The organism is Geothrix paludis (assembly GCF_022808815.1).
GTDB lineage: Bacteria > Acidobacteriota > Holophagae > Holophagales > Holophagaceae > Geothrix > Geothrix paludis.
The window spans coordinates 224126-242665 of sequence record NZ_JAKZLC010000002.1 but is presented as its reverse complement, the minus strand read 5'-3'; the positions used below and the strand labels follow the sequence as shown (position 1 = coordinate 242665).

The 18540-nt window shown below is 70.4% G+C and carries 19 protein-coding genes; 11 read left to right on the top strand and 8 right to left on the bottom strand.

Annotated features, from left to right (window positions below):
• The first annotated feature begins 48 nt into the window (after positions 1–48).
• Both ybaK and MLE64_RS06675 read left to right on the top strand, forming a co-directional pair.
• Positions 49–531, top strand: coding sequence for a Cys-tRNA(Pro) deacylase (ybaK, locus tag MLE64_RS06680; RefSeq protein WP_243316990.1), 483 nt, complete (start codon positions 49–51; stop codon positions 529–531).
• Positions 532–553: 22 nt separating this feature from the next.
• A complete protein-coding gene (locus tag MLE64_RS06675; RefSeq protein ID WP_243316989.1) occupies positions 554–1507 on the top strand; it encodes an aldo/keto reductase in 954 nt (317 codons plus the stop codon).
• Positions 1508–1527: 20 nt separating this feature from the next.
• Here the strand turns inward: MLE64_RS06675 and MLE64_RS06670 are convergent, their stop codons facing one another.
• Positions 1528–2169: a DUF5655 domain-containing protein gene (locus MLE64_RS06670; RefSeq protein WP_243316988.1), complete on the bottom strand. Its 642-nt coding sequence runs from the start codon at positions 2167–2169 to the stop codon at positions 1528–1530.
• 121 nt (positions 2170–2290) lie between these two features.
• Here MLE64_RS06670 and acs point away from each other — a divergent pair, with 121 nt between their 5' ends.
• The 5 genes from acs to MLE64_RS06645 all read left to right on the top strand — a co-directional run bounded on the left by acs (position 2291) and on the right by MLE64_RS06645 (position 9624).
• Positions 2291–4222, top strand: coding sequence for an acetate--CoA ligase (gene acs, locus MLE64_RS06665; protein ID WP_243316987.1), 1932 nt, complete (start codon positions 2291–2293; stop codon positions 4220–4222).
• Positions 4223–4359: 137 nt separating this feature from the next.
• Complete coding sequence (locus MLE64_RS06660) at positions 4360–5289, top strand: chromate resistance protein ChrB domain-containing protein (protein WP_243316986.1); 930 nt, start codon at positions 4360–4362, stop codon at positions 5287–5289.
• Positions 5286–6425, top strand: coding sequence for a chromate transporter (locus tag MLE64_RS06655; RefSeq protein WP_243316985.1), 1140 nt, complete (start codon positions 5286–5288; stop codon positions 6423–6425). Before MLE64_RS06660 ends, MLE64_RS06655 begins: the two co-directional genes overlap by 4 nt.
• A complete protein-coding gene (locus MLE64_RS06650) occupies positions 6418–8577 on the top strand; it encodes a carbohydrate binding family 9 domain-containing protein (protein ID WP_243316984.1) in 2160 nt (719 codons plus the stop codon). Before MLE64_RS06655 ends, MLE64_RS06650 begins: the two co-directional genes overlap by 8 nt.
• Positions 8578–8595: 18 nt before the next feature.
• Complete coding sequence (locus MLE64_RS06645) at positions 8596–9624, top strand: YncE family protein (RefSeq protein WP_243316983.1); 1029 nt, start codon at positions 8596–8598, stop codon at positions 9622–9624.
• 9 nt (positions 9625–9633) lie between these two features.
• Here MLE64_RS06645 and MLE64_RS06640 read toward each other — a convergent pair whose 3' ends face one another.
• Both MLE64_RS06640 and MLE64_RS06635 read right to left on the bottom strand, forming a co-directional pair.
• Positions 9634–10425 (bottom strand): DUF5777 family beta-barrel protein, encoded by a 792-nt coding sequence (locus MLE64_RS06640; RefSeq protein WP_243316982.1) that lies wholly within the window; start codon positions 10423–10425, stop codon positions 9634–9636.
• Positions 10426–10442: 17 nt separating this feature from the next.
• Positions 10443–11006, bottom strand: coding sequence for a Rieske (2Fe-2S) protein (locus tag MLE64_RS06635; RefSeq protein ID WP_243316981.1), 564 nt, complete (start codon positions 11004–11006; stop codon positions 10443–10445).
• A gap of 177 nt (positions 11007–11183) precedes the next feature.
• Between MLE64_RS06635 and MLE64_RS06630 the strand changes: the two genes are divergently transcribed.
• Together MLE64_RS06630 and MLE64_RS06625 are read left to right on the top strand one after the other, a co-directional pair.
• Positions 11184–11657 carry a DUF2231 domain-containing protein gene (locus tag MLE64_RS06630; RefSeq protein WP_243316980.1) on the top strand — a complete coding sequence of 158 codons (474 nt, stop codon included), beginning with the start codon at positions 11184–11186 and terminating at the stop codon, positions 11655–11657.
• 30 nt (positions 11658–11687) lie between these two features.
• The gene (locus tag MLE64_RS06625) at positions 11688–12902 is read left to right on the top strand and encodes an AmpG family muropeptide MFS transporter (protein WP_243316979.1); all 1215 of its coding nucleotides are present in this window, start codon (positions 11688–11690) and stop codon (positions 12900–12902) included.
• On the opposite strand, the gene MLE64_RS06620 is transcribed toward MLE64_RS06625, so the two are convergent.
• From MLE64_RS06620 to MLE64_RS06605, 3 genes are read right to left on the bottom strand one after another with little or no spacing between them, the layout of a single operon-like run.
• Complete coding sequence (locus MLE64_RS06620; protein WP_279342960.1) at positions 12903–13367, bottom strand: rhodanese-like domain-containing protein; 465 nt, start codon at positions 13365–13367, stop codon at positions 12903–12905.
• 33 nt (positions 13368–13400) lie between these two features.
• Positions 13401–14381, bottom strand: a complete 981-nt coding sequence (locus MLE64_RS06610; protein ID WP_243316978.1) for an RluA family pseudouridine synthase — start codon at positions 14379–14381, stop codon at positions 13401–13403.
• Complete coding sequence (locus MLE64_RS06605; protein WP_243295816.1) at positions 14378–15193, bottom strand: prolipoprotein diacylglyceryl transferase; 816 nt, start codon at positions 15191–15193, stop codon at positions 14378–14380. Before MLE64_RS06605 ends, MLE64_RS06610 begins: the two co-directional genes overlap by 4 nt.
• 71 nt (positions 15194–15264) lie before the next feature.
• Here MLE64_RS06605 and lpxD point away from each other — a divergent pair, with 71 nt between their 5' ends.
• Positions 15265–16254, top strand: coding sequence for a UDP-3-O-(3-hydroxymyristoyl)glucosamine N-acyltransferase (gene lpxD / locus MLE64_RS06600; protein WP_243316977.1), 990 nt, complete (start codon positions 15265–15267; stop codon positions 16252–16254).
• Between the two features lie 393 nt (positions 16255–16647).
• Here lpxD and MLE64_RS06595 read toward each other — a convergent pair whose 3' ends face one another.
• Both MLE64_RS06595 and MLE64_RS06590 read right to left on the bottom strand, forming a co-directional pair.
• Entirely contained in the window at positions 16648–17016 is a 369-nt protein-coding gene (locus MLE64_RS06595; RefSeq protein ID WP_243316976.1) for a holo-ACP synthase, read from the bottom strand.
• A 216-nt stretch (positions 17017–17232) separates the two neighbouring features.
• Positions 17233–17718, bottom strand: a complete 486-nt coding sequence (locus MLE64_RS06590) for a GNAT family N-acetyltransferase (protein WP_423748250.1) — start codon at positions 17716–17718, stop codon at positions 17233–17235.
• Between the two features lie 67 nt (positions 17719–17785).
• Between MLE64_RS06590 and MLE64_RS06585 the strand changes: the two genes are divergently transcribed.
• Positions 17786–18454, top strand: coding sequence for an HpcH/HpaI aldolase family protein (locus MLE64_RS06585; RefSeq protein ID WP_243316974.1), 669 nt, complete (start codon positions 17786–17788; stop codon positions 18452–18454).
• Positions 18455–18540 lie beyond the last annotated feature (86 nt).

Genomic DNA, 18540 nt, shown 5'->3' with positions numbered 1-18540 from the left:
GTCTCCTGCCGGAGCGTGGGATCATGGTGCCATGACCAAGGTCGCGCCATGAGCGCCAAGGCGCCATCCACCAACGCCACGCGGCTGCTCCGGCAGGCGGGCGTGGCCTACACCGAGCACCTCTACCGCTACGAGGACCACGGCGGCACGGCCGTGAGCGCCCGGGAATTGGGTGTGGACGAGCACGCGGTGGTCAAGACGCTGGTGATGGAGGACGAGAAGGGCGCGCCGCTCATCATCCTCATGCACGGGGACCGGGAGGTGAGCACCAAGGAACTGGCGCGCCAGATCGGCGCGAAGGCCGTGCAGCCCTGCAAGCCCGAGGTGGCCAACCGCCACAGCGGCTACCTGGTGGGAGGCACCAGCCCCCTCGGCACCAAGAAGGCCATGTCCGTCCACGCCGAGACAAGCATCTTCGACCTACCGCGCATCTACCTCAACGGCGGCAGCCGCGGCTTCCTCGTGGGGCTGGATCCGAAGGATCTGGAGCGGGTGCTGAAGGTCGTCCGAGTGAACGTGGCGATTCCGTAGGCGCCGACTTTCGGAGGTTTCGATGACGCACGCCAAGCGCCCCCTCGGCCGGACTGGCCTCTCCATCTCGCCGCTGGTCTTCGGCGGCAATGTGTTCGGCTGGACCATCGATAGGAAGACCTCCTTCGAGATCCTGGACCGCTTCGTGGACGCCGGCTTCGAGACCGTGGACACGGCCGATGTCTACTCCGTCTGGAAGCCCGGGAACCAGGGCGGCGAATCGGAGACGATCCTCGGCGAGTGGATGAAGGAACGCCGCTGCCGAGACCGGGTGGTGCTCATCACCAAGGTGGGCATGGAGATGGGGCCGGACCGGAAGGGCCTGTCCGCGGTCTGGATCGGGCGCGCGGTGGAGGACTCCCTCCGCCGCCTCCAGACGGACCACATCGACGTGTATCTCTCCCACAAGTTCGATCCGGGCACGCCTCATGAGGAGACCCTCGCCGCCTACCAGAAGCTGATCGCCGCCGGGAAGGTGCGGTCCATCGGCGCCTCCAACTACGACGCAGGCCAGCTGGGCGCCGCCCTCAGCGCGTCCGCCAAGGGGCTTCCCCGCTACGAGGTGCTGCAGCCCGAGTACAACCTCTACGACCGCCAGAGCTATGACGGCGCCCTGCGGGACCTCGCCATGGCCGAGGGGCTGGGCGTCATCACCTACTTCAGCCTGGCCAAGGGTTTCCTCAGCGGGAAGTACCGCAGCGAAGCGGATCTCGGGAAGAGCCCGCGGGGGAAGGGGGTCAAGGGCTACCTGAACGAGCGGGGCTTCCGCGTCCTGGGAGCGCTGGACACCGTGGCCACGCGGCACGGGGCCAGGCCCGCGGAGGTGGCCCTGGCCTGGCTCATGGCGCATCCCGGCGTCACCGCCCCCATCGCCAGCGCCACCAGCCTGGACCAGCTGGACAGCCTGATCCGCGCGGTCTCGCTGGCGCTGACCGCCGAGGACATGGCCGCCCTGGAGACCGCCAGCCGGTACTAAGTTGCACCGGAGGCTGGCGCTCAGGCTTCGGCATCCCGCTCATAGGCGTGCCGGAGCCAGGGCAGGGCTGCCTCGAGATCCCCTTCCGTGGTGATCTCCAGCTTGTGCGTGATCCGGTCCTTCTTCCGGAAGCCGCCGGTGTCCTTGAGCCGCCCGGAGGGGTCCGCCACGGAGACTGGATCGCCCAGCGCCAGGCCCAGGTCCAGGCGCGAGGCGAAGGGCTTCACTTCGGCGAAGACGTGATGCCGGTAGAAGGGGACGATGGTCTCGCAGGGGCAGACCTTCACGTCGGAGCCGAGGCCCCGGGCCCGGAGGACGATGGCCTCGAAGAGCGGCCGCAGGGCGGCCTTCTTCCCCGCGTACTGAGCCTCCACGTACCGGGGCGCCGCGGCCAGGTAGCCTTCCGGCGCATCGTCGAAGGCGTGGCCGGGGGCGGCGCAGGCCCGCTGGGCGACCAGGCCGGCCTGGTTGCCGCCGAGACCCTGGGCCTTCAGCCAGGCGGCGCAGCCCTTGAGGTCGGTCGGGGCCTCTTTCCGGGCCAGGGCCACCCAGGCTGCCAGGTTGCGACCCGAGTTCCGCTCGAGGTTGGCGAGGATGGCCTGGATGTGGGCCACGCTGGGGTGTAGGTCATAGGGGCAGGGGACTTGGGATTGAACGGCCATGGGGACTCCTGGCCGGAAGTCTAGCTGTGATCCCTGTCATGGGTTCCAGGTTCCACGACCGTGCTACCTTCCCTCCCAACCTTCCAACCCAATCCACCTCACCCCGTTCTCGGAGCCTTCCATGAGCGACGTGGAAATCAGCATCACCCAGCAGAAGACCATCCAGGCGCTGCAGAAGGGGGAGGCCCCCATTCCGATGAGGGGCTGGCTGGCCAAGCAGGCGGCCATCAACTACGAGGTGGAGCGGGCCCTGGCGGAGGCCGATCCCGGCGCCTTCTGGGCCGACAAGGCCCGGGGCCTGGACTGGGCCGAGCCCTGGAGCAAGGTCTTCGAGTTCAACGCCCCCAACCACGCCTGGTTCCTGGGCGGCAAGCTCAACGCCACAGTGAACTGCATCGACCGCCACGTGCACAGCGACCGGCGCAACAAGGCCGCCCTGCTGTGGGTGGGCGAGGACGGCGACGAGCGCTCCTACACCTACAACCGCCTCTATCGCGAGATGAACCGCTTCGCCAACACGCTCAAGCGGCTGGGCGTGAAGAAGGGCGATCGCGTGATCCTCTACATGCCGCTCACGCCCGAGGGCATCATCTCCATGCTGGCCTGCGCCCGCATCGGCGCCATCCACAGTGTGGTCTACGCGGGCATGGGGGCGCTGGCCCTGCGCACCCGCATCGAGGACGCCGGCGCCAAGGTCGTCGTGTGCTCCGACTTCACCTACCGCCGCGGCAAGGCCATCGCCCTCAAGCCCATCGTGGACGAGGCCGTGCGCGACCTGACCACCGTGGACCACGTCATCGTGCACCGGCGCGGCTCGCGGCCCGGCGATGCGCCCGTCACTTTCGCCAGCGAGCGCGAGAAGGATTTCTACGACATCCAGCAGGGCCGCGACATCCACTGCGAGCCCGAGATGGTGGACGCCGAGCATCCGCTGTTCATCCTCTACACCAGCGGAACGACGGGGAAACCGAAGGGCGTGGTGCATGCCACCGGCGGCTACATGGTGGGGGTGAACTACCTGAGCAAGGCCTTCTACCAGATCCAGGAGCGGGACATCTACTGGAGCACCTCCGACATCGGCTGGATCGTGGGCCACAGCTTCATCGTCTACGGCCCCCTCAGCATCGGGGCGACCGTGCTGTGCCGCGAAGGCGCGCCGGACTATCCCAGCCCGGAAGTGACCTGGGAGCTCTGCGAGCGCTTCGGGGTGAACGTCATGTTCACGGCCCCCACGGCCGTGCGCATGTGGATGAGCCACGGCGCCGAGGCCCCCGGGAAGTTCGATCTGAGCAAGCTGCGTCTCCTGGCCTGCGCCGGCGAGCCGTTGAACCCCGAAGCCCACCGCTGGGCCCAGCAGCATCTCGTCGGACAGGGAAACGGCCAGGTGGTGGACAACTGGTGGCAGACGGAGATCGCCGGACCCGTCATCGGCACCCTGCCCACCTTCGAGGTCCGGCCGGGTAAGGCGGGCAAGCCCATGCCCGGAGCCCAACTCGCCGTGGTGAATCGCGACGGGAGTCCCGTGCCCGATGGCCAGGGCGGTCTTTTGGTGATCAAGTTCCCGCTGCCCTACATGCTGCGCACCGTGTGGAACGACCCCAAGCGCTACGAGGACTACTGGCGTGACATCCCCGGCTGCTACAGCGCCGGGGATGTGGCCGTGCGGGATGCCGATGGCTACATCGCCGTGCTGGGCCGCTCCGACGATGTGCTCAATGTGGCGGGCCACCGCATCGGCACTGCCGACATCGAGGGTTCGCTCATCCGCCATCCGGCCGTGGCGGAAAGCGCGGTGGTGGGCATCCCCGACGCCATCAAGGGCGAGAGCATCAAGGCCTACGTGGTGGTCAAGGCCGGCGTCGAGGCGGGCCCCGGCCTCATCGCCAGCCTCAAGGACCACGTCCGCGAGGACCTGGGCGGCATCGCCACCCCCTCGGACATCGAGATCCGAGCCAGCCTGCCCAAGACGCGCTCGGGCAAGATCGTCCGCCGGGCCCTCAAGGCCTGGGCCCTGGGGCAGGATCCGGGGGATCTGAGCACGCTCGCGGATTAGCCCTCTCCGGGGGTTCCCCCCGCGGCGCGTGCACCGCGAGGATCTAAGGTCGCGCTTCGGCTTTCATTTCGGTGGAAAGATTCACCTGAATCTTGCGTGAGATGCAGGTGAATCTATTCTGGGGTGGGGTGACCCCCATGCCCGACCCGCTGCGGTGGATGCTCCTCTTCCACCAACTCCCCGCCCAGCCCGCCTACCTGCGGGTGAAGGTCCGCCGCCAGCTCCAGTCGCTGGGGGCCGTGGCCCTCAAGAACTCGGTCCATGCCCTGCCGGCCTCGGAGGATTCCGCCGAGGACCTCCAGTGGATGGTCCGGCAGATCGAAGGGGCCGGCGGAGAGGCCTCCGTGGTGGAGGCCAGCCTGATGGAAGGGCTGTCTGACTCGGACGTGGTGGCCCGGTTCCGGGCCGAGCGGGACGGGGACTACGCGGCCCTTGCCGGGGAGCTCCGCACTGCCCTCCAGGCGCCCGCGGAGGCGGACGCCGGCGCCCTGGCGCGCTTCCGCCGCCGGCTGGAGGAGATCCAGGCCCTGGACTTCTTCGGGGCCCCGCGCCGGGCCGAGGTCGAGGACCTGCTGGCCACCTGCGAGGCCCGCCTCCTGCCCACGAGGGAAACCCTGCCTTCCAGCCCCGCGGAGGAGCTGCGCGGGCGCACCTGGATCACCCGGAAGGGCATCCATGTGGACCGGATCGCCTGCGCCTGGCTCATCCGCCGGTTCATCGACCCGGAGGCCCGCCTCCGGTTCGTGGATCCGAAAGCCTACCGGCACCGGCGGGGGGACCTCCGCTTCGACATGGCCGAGGGCGAGTTCACCCACGAAGGCGACCGCTGCAGCTTCGAGACCTTTCTCCACCACCTGGACCTCCCCGCGCCGGGGCTCCGGCCCCTGGCCGAGCTGATCCACGACGTGGATCTGAAAGACCGCCGGTTCCAGCGCCCGGAAACCGAAGGCTTCGCGCGGGTCATCCAGGGCGTGGCCCTCCGGCACGCCGCGGATGAGGACCGGCTCGCGGCGGGCTCCGTGGTGCTGGACGCCTTCCTGGAAGCCCTGGCACGGAGCCCCGCGTGACCGCCGCGGATGGGCGCCCCCACTTGCGGGCCTTCGTCCTCTACTTCCTGAAGCTCGGCGCCTTCGGGTTCGGCGGTCCCATCGCGCTGGCGGGGGCCATGCACCGGGACCTGGTGGAGGCGCGGGGCTGGATCAACGAGGCGGACTACCAGGAGGCGCTGACGCTGGCCCAGCTCGCGCCCGGACCCCTGGCGGCCCAGCTGGCGATCTACCTGGGCTACGTCCGGGCCGGCGTGCTCGGGGCCACACTCGTGGGGTTCACCTTCATCCTGCCGTCCTTCCTCATGGTGATCGGGCTCTCCGTGCTGTACGTGGCCTACGGCGGGCTCCGGTGGATGCAGGCTGTCTTCTACGGCGTCGGGGCGGCGGTCATCGGCATCATCGCCCGGTCCGCCTTCAAGCTCGGCAAGGCCACCCTGCGGAAGGACCCCCTGGCCTGGGGGATCTTCCTGGTGGTGGGCGCCACGACGGCCCTCACGGGGCGGGAGTGGATCTCCCTGGTCCTGCTGGGGGGCCTCCTGGCCTGGATCCTCCGGGCCCGCCCCGGGCGGCGGCCGATGGTGACGGGCTTCGCGCCCTGGCTGCTGACGGGGGCCCAGGGGGTGGTCCCGGCGGCCACGGCCGGGACGGTGCTCTGGTTCTTCGCCAAGGCGGGCCTATTCGTCTTCGGCTCGGGCCTGGCCATCGTGCCCTTCCTCCATGGCGGCGTGGTCAACGAGTGGCACTGGCTCACGGAGCGTCAGTTCCTGGATGCCGTGGCCGTCGCCATGATCACGCCGGGACCTGTGGTCATCACCGTGGCCTTCATCGGCTACCTGGTCGCCGGGCCCCTCGGCGCCTGCGCGGCCGCGGTGGGCGTCTTCCTCCCGGTCTATCTGATGGTGGTGCTCGCCGCGCCGTTCTTCCGGCGGCACGGGAAGGACCCGGGCCTGAAAGCCCTGGTCACGGGCGTCACGGCCGGGGCCACAGGGGCCATCGCCGGCGCGGTGCTGGTGCTGGGCCGGGGGGCCATCCGCGACCTGCCCACGGCCCTCATCGGCCTCGCCACCCTCGGGCTCATCTGGAAGACCAAGATCCCCGAGCCCCTGCTGGTGCTGGCGGCGGGCCTGCTCGGCCTGGGCCTCTACCATGGCTAGACGCGTGGTCCTGGCGCTTCTGGGCGGCCTGGGCGGAAGCCTATGGGCGGAGGCCCCGCCCACGGTGAGGGGCGCCCCCGCCTCCACCCCGATCCGCGTGGACGGCCGCCTGGACGAGGCCGCCTGGCTCGGGGCGCCGGAGATCCGCCTCACCCAGCAGGCGCCGGTCCCCGGCGCGCCGACGCCCTTTGCCACGACCGCGAAGGTCCTGGTCGCCGCTGAAGGCTTGTACGTGGGGATCCGGTGCGCGGATCCGGATCCCTCGGGGATCGTCGCCCACACCCTCCAGCGGGACGGGGACTTCAGCGGCGACGATGCGGTGACGCTCGTGGTGGACACCCTCGGTGACGGGCACACGGCCTACAGCTTCCAGGTGAACGCGTCGGGGGCCCGCGCCGACGGGCTGGTTTCCGGCCCCGAGTCCGTGTCGCTCGACTGGGACGGTCTCTGGGAGGCGGCCACCGCCCGGGATGGTTCCGGCTGGAGCCTCGAGATCTTCATCCCCAGCCGCACCCTGCGCTTCGATCCGGCGCGGGACCGGTGGGGCTTCAACGTCGAGCGCCAGGTGGCCCGCGAGCGCCTGACCCTGCGCTGGGCGTCCCCCATCCTCGACGCCAAGCTGCCGGATATGGGCCGGGCGGGCACCCTGGAGGGCGTGGCCGGTCTGAAGCGGGGCAGCGGACTCTCGGTGAGCCCCTTCCTGCTGGCGCAGCGCCAGGCGGATTTCCAGGAAGGCACACACTCCGCCCGGGGCCGGATGGGGCTCGACGTGGAGGCGTCGCTCACGAACCAGCTGTCCGGCATGCTCACCTACCGGCCGGACTTCGCGGAGACCGAGGTCGACTCCCGCCAGATCAACCTGACGCGCTTCCCCCTCTACTTCCCGGAGAAGCGGGCCTTCTTCCTGGAAGGCGCGAACCAGTTCCAGTTCGGCCTCGGCCTGGACAGCGACTTCATCCCCTTCTTCTCCCGCACCGTGGGGCTGGCCGCGGGCGAGCCGGTCCCCCTCAGCGGCGGCGGAAAGGTCATCGGCCGCGTGGGGCCGGTGTCGGTGGGCGCCCTGAGGATCCGGCAGGAGGGCTCCGCGGTGCGCGGCGGAACGGACCTCTCCGCCGCCCGCGTGAGCTGGGATGTGGACGAGCACCTCCGCCTCGGTGCCATCGGCACCCAGGGGAATCCACAGGGGCCGGGGAGCAACCGCCTGGCGGGGCTGGACGCCGTGTGGCAGACCTCCCGGCTCTTCGGCGACAAGCTGTTTGAGGTGGGGCTGTGGACGGCCCGGAGCGCCGGGACCGCCCTCCCGGAGGGAGATCCCGAGGGCTGGGGGTTCAAGGTCGACTATCCGAACGACCTCTGGGACATCAGCCTGAAGGTGAACCGCTTCGGGGAGGCGCTGGATCCCGGCATGGGCTTCCTCCCGCGGCCGGGAACGCGGCAGCTGTCCGCGGGCCTCGCCTACCAGCCGCGCCCGGCCTCGCCGTCCCTGGCGTGGATCCGCCAGGCATTCTACGAGGTGAGCCTCTTCCGCGTGGAGGGCCTCCGGGGGAACCTCCAGAGCTCGGAGCTCTTCACGGCCCCCTTCAATGTGGTGACCGCCTCGGGCGACCACTTCGAGGCCAACTGGCAGCCCCAGGTGGAGGTGCTGGCCCAGCCCTTCGAGATCAGCCCCGGCGTGGTCATCCCGGCCGGGGAGTACCGGTTCAACCGCTGGCGGCTGCTGGCGGAGAGCGCGGCCACGCGGCTGTGGCAGGCGGGGACGACGGTCTGGTTCGGCGAGTTCTACGGCGGGCGCCTCTTCCAGTGGATCCAGTCCGTGGGCGGGAACGCCCGGGATGGCCACATCCGGTGGACCGCCTCCGCCGAGAACGACTTCGCGCGGTTGCCCTGGGGGAACTTCACCCAGCGGCTGCTGCAGCTCCGCGGTGAGTACGGATGGGCCCCGGGCCTGATCCTGTCAGGCCTCCTGCAGTACGACACCGCCTCCCGAAGCCTGGGGTCGAACCTCCGCCTGCGATGGGAGGTCCGCCCCCAGGCCGAGGCCTTCCTGGTCTGGACCCGAGGCTGGGAGCGGCCGGACCTGAACGGGCCGCTGCGCTTCCTTCCCCGCCAGGAGGTCCTCAGCGCCAAGCTCCGCTGGACCTTCCGTCCTTGATGCCCTCCGGGAGTCCCCATGACCTTCCTGCCGGTTCCACCCTCCGCGCGGCCCACCAGGGGGTTCCCCTGGGCCCTCCTCCTGCTCCTGGCGCCCATGGCCTGCCAGTCGAAGCCCAAGGCCCCCGCGCCGCTCGTGTCCGTCGCGGACGTGCCCCTGCCGGGCGCCGCCTCCCGGTTCGACTACGCCAGCCTCGACGCCGCGGCCCACCGGCTCTACCTCGCCCACATGGGCGCGGGCGAGGTGGTGGTCTTTGATACCGCCGCCCGCAAGGTGCTGGCGGTCCTGCCGGGCTTCCCGAGCTGCACCGGCATCCTCGCGGTCCCCGGCCGCCACGAGCTGTATGTCAGCGTGGCCGGCGAGGGGAAGGTGGCGATCCTGGACACGGACACGCTGCGCGAGCTGGCCCGGGTGCCGGCGGGGCGGTTCCCGGACGGGCTGGCCTTCGATCCCGAGCACGGGCGCGTCTTCGTGTCGGACGAGCGGGGGGGGCAGGTCGTGGTGATCGACGCGGCCTCCCGCCGGGCCATGGCCGCCATCCCCCTGGGCGGCGAGGTGGGCAACACCCAGTACGACCCCGTGTCCCAGCGCATCTACAGCAATGTTCAAAGCCGGAACCAGCTCGTGACCATCGACCCGGCGGCCCTGTCGGTGATAGCCCGCCTGGACCTGCCCGGCGCGGAGGGGAACCACGGCCTGGCCCTCGATCCGGAGCGCCACCTGGCCTTCGTGGCCTGCGAGGGGAATGCGAAACTCCTGGTGGTGGACCTCGCGGTCGGCAAGGTCACCGCCTCCTTCCCCGTGGGCCGGGATCCCGATGTGCTCGCGTTCGACCCCGCGGCCCGGCGGCTCGTGGTCGCCGCCGAGTCGGGCCCGGCGGTTGTCTTTCGCGGCGAGGGCGCCACCCTCCGCCGGGAGAGAGACCAGGACGTCGGCCCCAACGCCCACGTCGTGGTCATCGACCCTGGCACGCACTGGCTCTATTTTCCCCTGAAGCGCATGGGCTCCGGCCCCGGGCTCCGCATCTTGGAGCCCGCGCGTCCCTGAGCAAGGATCCTAGAAGATCCGCACCAGGTTGAACCCCAGGGCCCAGCGACTGGGGGGCCTGGGGCCGCCGGCGTAGTCGCCGCCCAGGACCTGGTGGGCGGTGGTCCCCTGGACGTTGGTGGCCAGGAGGGTGAAGCGGTGGCCCTTGGTTTGGTAGCGGTAGCCCACGGCGTAGCCGGGCTCGTAGGTCGCACGATCCAGGCGGGAGGGGCGGGGGTAGTACTCGGCCAGGACCGACTGGCTTTCGGCGAAGCGCCACCGGAAGCTCGCCCCGGCGGTGAAGAGCGCCTGGTCCCTAGTGGTGGTGCGGGACAGCCAGGTGGGCACGAGGCTGACCGTGAAGGCGCCCGCCACAAGCTCCGCGGGGAGCTGCACGGCCGCACCGGAGATGCCCACGGTTCCGAAGGCGTAGGTGGTCCGCTGGATGGTCTCGTCGAAGCGCTCCACCCGCACTGCCAGGCGGACATGGGGGCGGTTCAGGATCCGCTCCTGGAGGGCCAGGGTGACGGTCTTGCCATCCGCCGTGCGGTAGATCTGGGCGTTGAGCCCCGGCACCGCGGCGATGCCGAGGTCGAAGCCCAGGCCCGGGAAGTTGCCGCCATCCAGGCCATAGAGATCCTTCGAGTTCCCCTTGGCGGATTCGGTGAAGCGGTGCGTGAAGCGGATGGCGGGCTGCCAGCCCTCAAGGTGGTCCGCCGTGGGCAGGTTGAGGCCCAGGGGCAGATCCGAGTCCTGGGCCGACAGCCCGGCGGGGAGGAGCAGGGAGAAACAGAGGAACGGGAGGATCGGCCGGAGCGTCATGGGCGGCACCGGCCGGGTCAGGTCAGCCGCGTGGCGGCGGAGACGGGCTTGGAGGGATCGATCACCAGGGCCCCGCCCGGCGTGGCTTCGCTGACCTCGTAGTGCTGGAGGGTGGACCCCACCGGCGCCGGACCCTGGGTCACGGTGCCGTTGAGGTCGTACTGGCTGCCATGGCAGGGGCAGCTGAAGCCGGTCTGCGTGGGGCCGAGGCGCCCGCCCTGATGCAGGCAGCTCGCGTTGAAGGCGTAGATGCCGGCGCTGTCCCGGACCAGGTAGTAGCCCTGGGCGGCCCCGAAGACCAGCGGGCAGCTGCCGGAGGCGGTGGTGGTGTAGTCCTTCACCGTGCCCGACGGCTGGGCCAGCATGCTGGCCTTCGTCTCCGAGGTGGTGACCGTGCTGGGCGGAGGTGGCGGAGGAGGAGGCGGTGGCGCCGAGGCGGACCCTCCGCCACCGCCGCCCCCGCAGGAGACGACCGCGGCCGCGGCGGCCACGGCGAGGGCGCAGGCGCAGAATTCCCGGCGGTCGAGGCCGCTGGACGGGCTGGGGGTGGCGGCGGGGATGGATGGTTCGGGGCGGGACATGGAACCTCCTCAAGGGGGACCGCGGCCGTGGCCACGTGACCTGGGGGCGAGGATGGGGCGGTGCCCACGACGGTCCCAGATCCGGATGGCAGAAACCGGCCCCTCCGGTCTGGCGTCCGCCCTGGCCGTGGGCGCATCCTGTTCGGGACATCCCGCCGATTCCGCCCCGGAGCTCCCGTGCCCCCCTTCAACCACCTTCATCCCGCCATCGTCCACTTCCCCATCGCGCTGCTGATGACGGCCCCGCTCCTCTTCCTCATTGGTGCGCTCTGGCCCGCCCAGCGCCGGGGCATCCACGCCATGGCGCTGCTCCTGCTGCTGCTTGGGCTCGCCGGGGCGCTGCTGGCCCTGGCCACGGGGGACGCCGCGGAGAACTTGGCGCACCGGACGCCGGCGCTGCGGGCCGCCCTGGACCAGCATGAGGAGGCGGCCGAGTGGACCGTGGGCATCTTCAGCATCCTGGCGGGGACCTGGGTCCTTCACCTGGGGGCGGCCCGGTTCCTCCATCGCGACCTGCCGCCGCGCCTGGCCCGGCTCCTGTTCATCCTCTGGCTGCTGGTCAGCGCCATGGGCGTGGGGGCAGTGCTCCGCACGGGCCACCTCGGCGGCCACATGGTCCACGACCTGCACACCCACGGGGGCGAGCCCTGAGCGGCGGGTGACTCCGGTTAGGCTGGTGGGATGAAGCCCCGCCAGTATGCCGTCCTCCTGCTTCTCGGCTTCGCGTCGGGGCTCCCGCTGTTCCTCACGGGGTCGACGCTGAAGGCCTGGATGACGGATGAGAAGCTGAGCCTGGCCACCATCGGCCTCTTCAGCTTCGTGACGCTGCCCTACAGCCTGAAGGTGTTCTGGGCGCCCTTCCTGGACCGCTTCTCCCTACCGGGCCTGGGCCGGCGGCGGGGCTGGATGCTGGTCATGCAGGCGGGTATGGCCCTGGCGCTCGCCCGGCTGGCCCTCATCCAGCCGCACCTGGACCTGCTGCGCGTGGTGGTCCCGGCCCTGGCCGTGGCCGTCACCAGCGCCACCTTCGACATCGCCGTGGACGCCTGGCGCGCCGAGGCCCTGGACCAGAAGCACCTGGGCCTGGGCAACAGCATCCACATCGCGGCCTATCGCGTGGCCATGCTGGTGAGCGGCGGGCTGGCGCTCATCCTGGCGGACAAGCTGGGCTGGCGGGCCACCTACCTCGCCATGGCCGGCCTCACAGTCCTGGGCATGATCGGCACTTGGCTGGCGGAGAACACCGACGCCGTGGCCCGGGCCCCGCGCACGCTGCGGGAGGCCATCTCCGGGCCCCTCAAGGATCTGCTCCAGCGCCGGGGCATCGCCTACCTGCTGGCCTTCGCCGTGTTCTACAAGCTGGGCGACTGGCTGGCGGAATCCATGACCATCCCCTTCCTGCTTCGGGGCATGGGCTTCACGAAGACCGAGATCGGCTTCGTGCAGAAGACCACGGCCATGGTGGCCATCATCCTGGGCGGCCTGCTGGGCGGCTGGATGCTCACGCGCATGAGCCTGCGCAAAGCGCTCTGGATCTGCGGCTTCGTGCAGGCTGGCAGCATCCTGGGCTTCTGGACCATCTCCCTGCTGGGCCGCCACCTGCCCCTGCTGGTGGCGGCGAACACCCTGGAGAACCTGGCCTACGGCATGGGGGGCAGCGCCTTCGCGGCCCTGCTTATGGGGGCCTGCAACCGCAGCTACACCGGTACCCAGTACGCGCTGTTCAGCGCCCTCATGGCCCTGCCGCGCACGCTCTTCGCGGGCCTCACGGGCTTCATGGCGGACTGGTACGGCTGGAAGCTCTACTTCCCTGTCTGCGCCGCGGCGGCCATCCCGGGCCTTCTCCTGCTGCTGCTCTGGGACCGATGGGGGCTGCAGGAGACAGACGGGGCCTGATCACTTCACCATTGGCCGGCTCGCTCCGCGCCAGGCCCGCATCCCGCCCTGGAGGACGTAGACCCACTCGAAGCCCCGGGCGGTGAGGAGCCTGAGGGCGCGATGGGATAGCGCGTCCGTCTCGTCCACAAGGACGAGGGCCCGCTTGGCCTGAGGGTCCGGGGATCCGAAACGCCTGGTGAGCTCCGCGAAAGGCACGTGCAGACAGCCCCGGATGTGACCCTGCCGGAAGGCCGCCTCGTCCCGCAGGTCCACCAGCAGCACGCCGGGGCCCTGGAGCAGCTCCTCGACCTGGAGGGGATCCAGCACGGGCCGCCCCTGGCCCCGGCGCCAGGAGCGGAGCCGTGGCAGGGCCACCGCGAACAGCAGGAGGAGGCAGAGAGCCGCGAAGACCAGCCCCGGCAGGAAGGGGTACGTCTCCATCCAGCCTCTCAGCGTCGTCAGGGCCTGGGCGAGCGAGGACATGGCACCTCCCGGTACGGGGATGATGCCCCGGCCTCAGACCTCCGGCAAGCCCAGAGCGGCCGCGAGGGCGCGGAAGGCCTCGGGGATGGGCGCCACCGCGTCGATGCGGGCGCCGGTCAGGGGGTGGTCCACGGACAGCTTCCAGGCGTGGAGGGCCGGATGGGGCAGCAGCAGGGTCCCGCCGTCCACATCCTTCCAGCGGCCTGGCCCGCCGTAGAGCGGATCGCCCATGAGCGGGGCCCGCAGGTGGGCCAGGTGCACGCGGATCTGGTGCGTCCGGCCCGTGAGCAGCTCGCACTCCACCAGGGCCACGCTGGTGGTGCGGGCCAGCACGCGGATGCGGGTCTGCGCGGGGCGCCCGCCCTCGGCCACCACCATGCGCAGGCGGTCCTGCTTGTGGCGGGCGATGGGCTCGTCGATGAGGAGGCTGCCTAGCTGGGGCAGGCGCGGCGAGTGGCGCACCAGGGCCAGGTAGCGCTTCACCACGGTGCGGGCCTTGAACTGGGCCTGGATGGCGCGCTGGGCCTCGGCGGTCTTGGCCAGGCAGAGGCAGCCGGTGGTGTAGCGGTCCAGGCGATGTACGAGGCCGGGCCATCCGGAAGCCAGCTCCTCGGTGTCCTCGCCTTCGTCGTCAGCGCCTTCGAGGATCACGGGCGCCTTCAGCCGGTGGAGGAGCGCGTTCACCACCGTGCCGCCGGCATGGCCCGGCCCGGGGTGCACCACCATGCCCGCGGGCTTGTCCACGATCCACAGCTGGCCGTCTTCGAACAGCGTGGGCAGGTCGATGGCTTCGGCCTCCAGGTGCGCGGCCGGGGCGGCGATGATGGGCAGCTCCGTCTCCACCAGGTCGCCGGGGCGCAGCTTCACGCCGCCCTTGGACACCGGCTGTCCGTTCACCTTCACCTCGCCCGTGCGCACGTGGGCGTCCCAGCGCGCTCGGGGGACCTCGGGGAAGCGGTCCGCCAGGAAGCGGTCCAGGCGGGGGGCGCCGTCCTCGGCGCGGAGGCTGATCATCGGGTCGCTTCCTTCCGGCGGCTCCAGAAGAGCCAGAGGCCCGCGCCCAGCATCATGAAGGCTACGCCCGTGAGGCGGCCGGTGCTGAGCCAGGCCCAGCCCAGCCAGCCCGTGCCGCGGTCCCCGTCGCCGCGCCAGGTCTCGGTGACAATGCGGCCCAGGCCCTCCACCAGGAAGTAGAGGGAGAAGATCTGGCCCTGGAACTGGCGTTTCCCGCGGGCCAGCAGGAGGACGGCCATCACCGTGAGGTTGGCGAAGCTGTTGTAGAGCTGCACGGGGTGCAGGGGGATGTCGAGCGGGGTGCCGCTGAAGGCGTGGGCGATGGGATCGGTGAAGGTGGCGGCCCAGGCCACGTGGGTTTCCGTGCCGTAGCAGCAGCCGGCGGAGAAGCAGCCCAGGCGGCCGATGGCCTGGCCCAGGGCCACGCCGGGCACCAGGGCGTCGCCGGTGAGGCGCAGGGGCAGGCCCTGGCCCTTGCGGAGCTTCCAGAAGAAGGTGGCCGTGGCGGCGATGATGCCGCCGTGAATGGCCCCGCCGGCCCGTAGCGTGGACATCGTGAAGATCTCGCGGAAGGTCATGGCGCCTTCCTGGCCGGCGGGCGTGAAGAGGCCCACGATGATCATCAGCAGCTTGGAGCCCAGGATGGCGGCGATGAGGACGGCGATGGCCAGGTCCGTGATGGCGGCCGGGTTCAGCCCATCCAGCTTCGCCTGCCGCTTGGCCAGGGCCGTGCCCGCGAAGAAGGCGATGGCCAGCAGCAGCCCGTAGGTGCCCAGGGGGAAGGAACCGATCTCGAAAAGAACTGGATGCATGCGGGATCCCGACGGGAGACTGGAAACTGAAGGCTGAAGGCTGAAGACTGAAGACTGACGAGGAGGGTGCCATGCCGATCATCACAGCCCGTGAGCTGGCGGAACGTCTGGGCGGCAGCCTCGAGCATTGTCCCCCGGATCGGCCCATTTCCGAAGTGAAGCCCCTGGAAGAGGCGGGGGCGGGGGCGGTCTCCTTCCTGGCCAATCCCAAATATGCCGCGAAGGCCAGGGAAAGTGCCGCGGGTCTCATCTTCGTGGACGCGGCGGCGGACATGGGCGAGCATCCCGTGCTCCGAGTGAAGCATCCCTACTGGGCCTTCGCCCAGGCCATCGGCTGGCTGCACCCGGAGCCCGCTCCCGAGTGGAGCGACCGTCCCGTGCATCCCACCGCGGTGATCGGCGCGGGATGCCGCCTCGCGCCCGGCGCCACCGTGGGGGCCCGGACGGTGCTCGGGGCAGGCTGCGTGCTGCATCCGGGCGTGCATGTCGGCGACGACTGCGTGCTGGGCGAGGGCTGCGAGCTGTTCTCCGGCGCCGTGCTCTACCGCCGCACCCGGCTGGGGAACCGCGTGGCCATCCACGCCAACTCCGTGGTGGGCAGCGACGGCTACGGCTACGTGCTGGTGGAGGGCCGCCACGCCAAGATCCCCCAGGTGGGCTGGGTGGAGGTGGGCGACGACGTGGAGATCGGCGCCTGCGTGTGCATCGACCGCGGCGTGCTGGGCCCCACCCGCATCGGCACGGGCACCAAGATCGACAACCAGGTGCAGGTGGGCCACAACGTGCAGGTGGGGAACCACTGCCTGCTGGTGAGCCAGACCGGCATCAGCGGCTCCACGAAGCTGGGCGACTACGTGACCCTGGCGGGCAAGGTGGGCGTGGTGGGTCACATCGAGATCGGCAGCCGCAGCGTGGTGGGCGGCAACAGCGTGGTGGCCAAGAGCCTGCCCGAGGGCAGCTTCGTCACCGGCTTCCCCGCCCGGCCTCACAAGGAGTGGACCGAGGCCCAGGCCGCCCTGAACCGCCTGCCCCGGCTCATGAAGCAGCTGCGGAAGGGCTAGGCGCGAGCCTCATCCGAGGAAAAGATCTCCACGAAGGACATGAAGGCACCCGGCGGTGCACAAAGAGCGCGAATGGCGCTCGACCCAATGCGGACATCCCTTCGCGGGCGGCGGCCATGGTGACCCCTGGAAGCCACCCTGAGCCACCCGCGAACCCGGACGCGCGGTGCGCGGCCGGGGGCCGAAGGCCCGGATGTCCCGGCCGGGGGCTGGAGCCGGTCTTCGTGGCCTTGGTGTTCTTCTTCGTGTTCTTCGTGGAGGCTTTTGAAGCTCTGATCAGGCCGAAACTCGCAGATAACCAGGAACCGGTTTCCTGTATTTCCGCCGTTCTTGGTGTCTTGGTGTCTTGGTGGTGAATCGTCCTTACGTGGATCCACCGGGTGCTTGTGAAGGTCAATCCTCCAGGATGACCACGGCCAGGGCCAGGTCTCCGTCGTGGCTGACGCTGCCGTGGAGCTTGCGGATGCCGCGGGCCGCCAGCAGGTCGGCCAGGGCGCCCACGGCCCACATCCGCCCGTTCACGTAGCGCAGCTCCTTCCAGGACCAGCCATCCAGACCCGTGCCGAGGGCCTTGCCGAAGGCCTCCCGCAGCGCCCAGCGACCCGCCAGGCGCTCGGGCAGCCGCTCCCGGTTGCCTCCCAGCAGGTAGTCCGCCTCCTCCGGATGGAGAATCCGTCGCGCGCCCTTCTCCACCCCGAAGCGCTCGATGAGGTGCCGCCAGCGACTGGGCGGGCAGAGGTCGGTACCCAGTCCGAGGATCACATCAGCCTCCCGTCCCGTGAGGACCATCGAGAGACAAACATCCGATTCACCAAGGAGAGGATGCCGTTGTCTTCATCACCGTTTCTCACTGTTCATCACCGGTTGAACTTTCTTTTTCTTTGGAAGAGGCCCCAGCGAGACGCAAACAGAGACGTTTAGAAACCGGTGATAAACGGTGATGAACGGTGAGAAAAGCCATGGTCCGGTGGTGGGCTTTCATCTCAGTTCCAAAGCGTACCAGCGGTCGCAGCCACCGTGGCCGGTGCGGCCCAGGGGTGCGCAGAGGGGCTGGAAGCCCAGCTTGCCGTAGAGCTTCATGGCCTGGTCCATGCCCGTGAGGGTCTCCAGGTAGCAGGTGCGGTAGCCCAACGCCTTGGCCACCTGGAGGCAGTGGCGCAGCAGGGCCTCGCCCATACCCCGGCCCCGGGCCTCTGGCAGGAAGTACATCTTGCGCAGCTCGCAGATGCCCGGCTCGCCGCCCTCAAGGGCCGCCACGCCCGCGCCCCCCACCACCTTCCCGGCCTCGTCCACCAGCACGAAGTAGGCCGCGCCGGGTACGCCGTAGGCCCGGCTCATGAAGTCCACCTCGGGATCGTGGAGGGCGAAGCCGGGTCCGTCCGCGCCGAACTCGGGCATCACCGCGCGGATGAGGGCCGCCATGGCGGCGTCGTCCTCGGGCCGGATGGGTCGGAAGGTCAGCATGGGCTCCAGGTTACCAAACCGGCCCACCCGGATCCGATCCGGTCCACTCTGGGACGTGGAGGTGCCCATGTCCCAGACTCCCTTCCCCGACCGCCTGCGCGCCGGCGAACGGCTGCTCGGCACCCTGGTCCAGATCCCCCGCCCGGAGGTGGCCACGACCCTGGCCCGGGCCGGCTTCGACTGGCTGTTCCTGGACGGCGAGCACGGGGGCTTCGGGCCCGCTGAAACGTCCCGCACCCTGGCTGCCCTGAAGGGTGCCGTGCCCTGCCTGCTGCGTGTGCCTTCACTGGATCCGGAGGTTCTCGCGGAGGCAGTCGCCGTCGGCGCCGAGGGCCTCATCGTGCCCCATGTGGATTCGGCGACTCAGGCGGAGGCCGCCGTCCGGGTGGTCCGGGGTCGGGGCCTGGTGGTGGTGCAGGCCGAGTCCAGGGAAGCCCTGGAGGACATCGGCGCCATCGTGCGGGTGCCTGGCGTGGCAGCGGTCTTCGTGGGGCCCTACGACCTGAGCGCCAGCCTGGGGATCTCCGAGCAGTTCGATCACCCGGTCTTTCTCGAGGCAGTGGAGCGCATCGCCCGTGCCTGCCGCGAAGCCGCCATGCCGCTCGGCATCTTCCGCATGACCGCCGCCGAGATGCGGCCCCACGCGGCCGCCGGTTTCACCCTCCTGGCCACGGGCTTGGACAGCACCCTGCTGGAGACCGGGGCCCTGGCAATGCTCGAGGAGTTGCGAGGCTGAGGTGGGATCTAGCCGAAAAAGCTGGCCACGGAAGGCACAGAAAAAGGCCGGAAAGCACGGAAAGGGGCACTTGGGTCTCGTTCCGG

Excerpts from the sequence above, each read along its gene's own strand:
- MLE64_RS06645 (WP_243316983.1), top strand. The coding sequence starts at position 8,596 with ATGACCTTCCTGCCGGTTCCACCCTCCGCGCGGCCCACCAGGGGGTTC.
- MLE64_RS06675 (WP_243316989.1), top strand. The coding sequence starts at position 554 with ATGACGCACGCCAAGCGCCCCCTCGGCCGGACTGGCCTCTCCATCTCG.
- MLE64_RS06640 (WP_243316982.1), bottom strand. The coding sequence starts at position 10,425 with ATGACGCTCCGGCCGATCCTCCCGTTCCTCTGTTTCTCCCTGCTCCTC.
- ybaK (WP_243316990.1), top strand. The coding sequence starts at position 49 with ATGAGCGCCAAGGCGCCATCCACCAACGCCACGCGGCTGCTCCGGCAG.
- MLE64_RS06625 (WP_243316979.1), top strand. The coding sequence starts at position 11,688 with ATGAAGCCCCGCCAGTATGCCGTCCTCCTGCTTCTCGGCTTCGCGTCG.
- MLE64_RS06610 (WP_243316978.1), bottom strand. The coding sequence starts at position 14,381 with ATGATCAGCCTCCGCGCCGAGGACGGCGCCCCCCGCCTGGACCGCTTC.
- MLE64_RS06660 (WP_243316986.1), top strand. The coding sequence starts at position 4,360 with ATGCCCGACCCGCTGCGGTGGATGCTCCTCTTCCACCAACTCCCCGCC.
- acs (WP_243316987.1), top strand. The coding sequence starts at position 2,291 with ATGAGCGACGTGGAAATCAGCATCACCCAGCAGAAGACCATCCAGGCG.
- MLE64_RS06670 (WP_243316988.1), bottom strand. The coding sequence starts at position 2,169 with ATGGCCGTTCAATCCCAAGTCCCCTGCCCCTATGACCTACACCCCAGC.
- MLE64_RS06620 (WP_279342960.1), bottom strand. The coding sequence starts at position 13,367 with ATGTCCTCGCTCGCCCAGGCCCTGACGACGCTGAGAGGCTGGATGGAG.
- MLE64_RS06650 (WP_243316984.1), top strand. The coding sequence starts at position 6,418 with ATGGCTAGACGCGTGGTCCTGGCGCTTCTGGGCGGCCTGGGCGGAAGC.
- MLE64_RS06590 (WP_423748250.1), bottom strand. The coding sequence starts at position 17,718 with ATGCTGACCTTCCGACCCATCCGGCCCGAGGACGACGCCGCCATGGCG.
- MLE64_RS06635 (WP_243316981.1), bottom strand. The coding sequence starts at position 11,006 with ATGTCCCGCCCCGAACCATCCATCCCCGCCGCCACCCCCAGCCCGTCC.
- MLE64_RS06605 (WP_243295816.1), bottom strand. The coding sequence starts at position 15,193 with ATGCATCCAGTTCTTTTCGAGATCGGTTCCTTCCCCCTGGGCACCTAC.
- MLE64_RS06585 (WP_243316974.1), top strand. The coding sequence starts at position 17,786 with ATGTCCCAGACTCCCTTCCCCGACCGCCTGCGCGCCGGCGAACGGCTG.
- lpxD (WP_243316977.1), top strand. The coding sequence starts at position 15,265 with ATGCCGATCATCACAGCCCGTGAGCTGGCGGAACGTCTGGGCGGCAGC.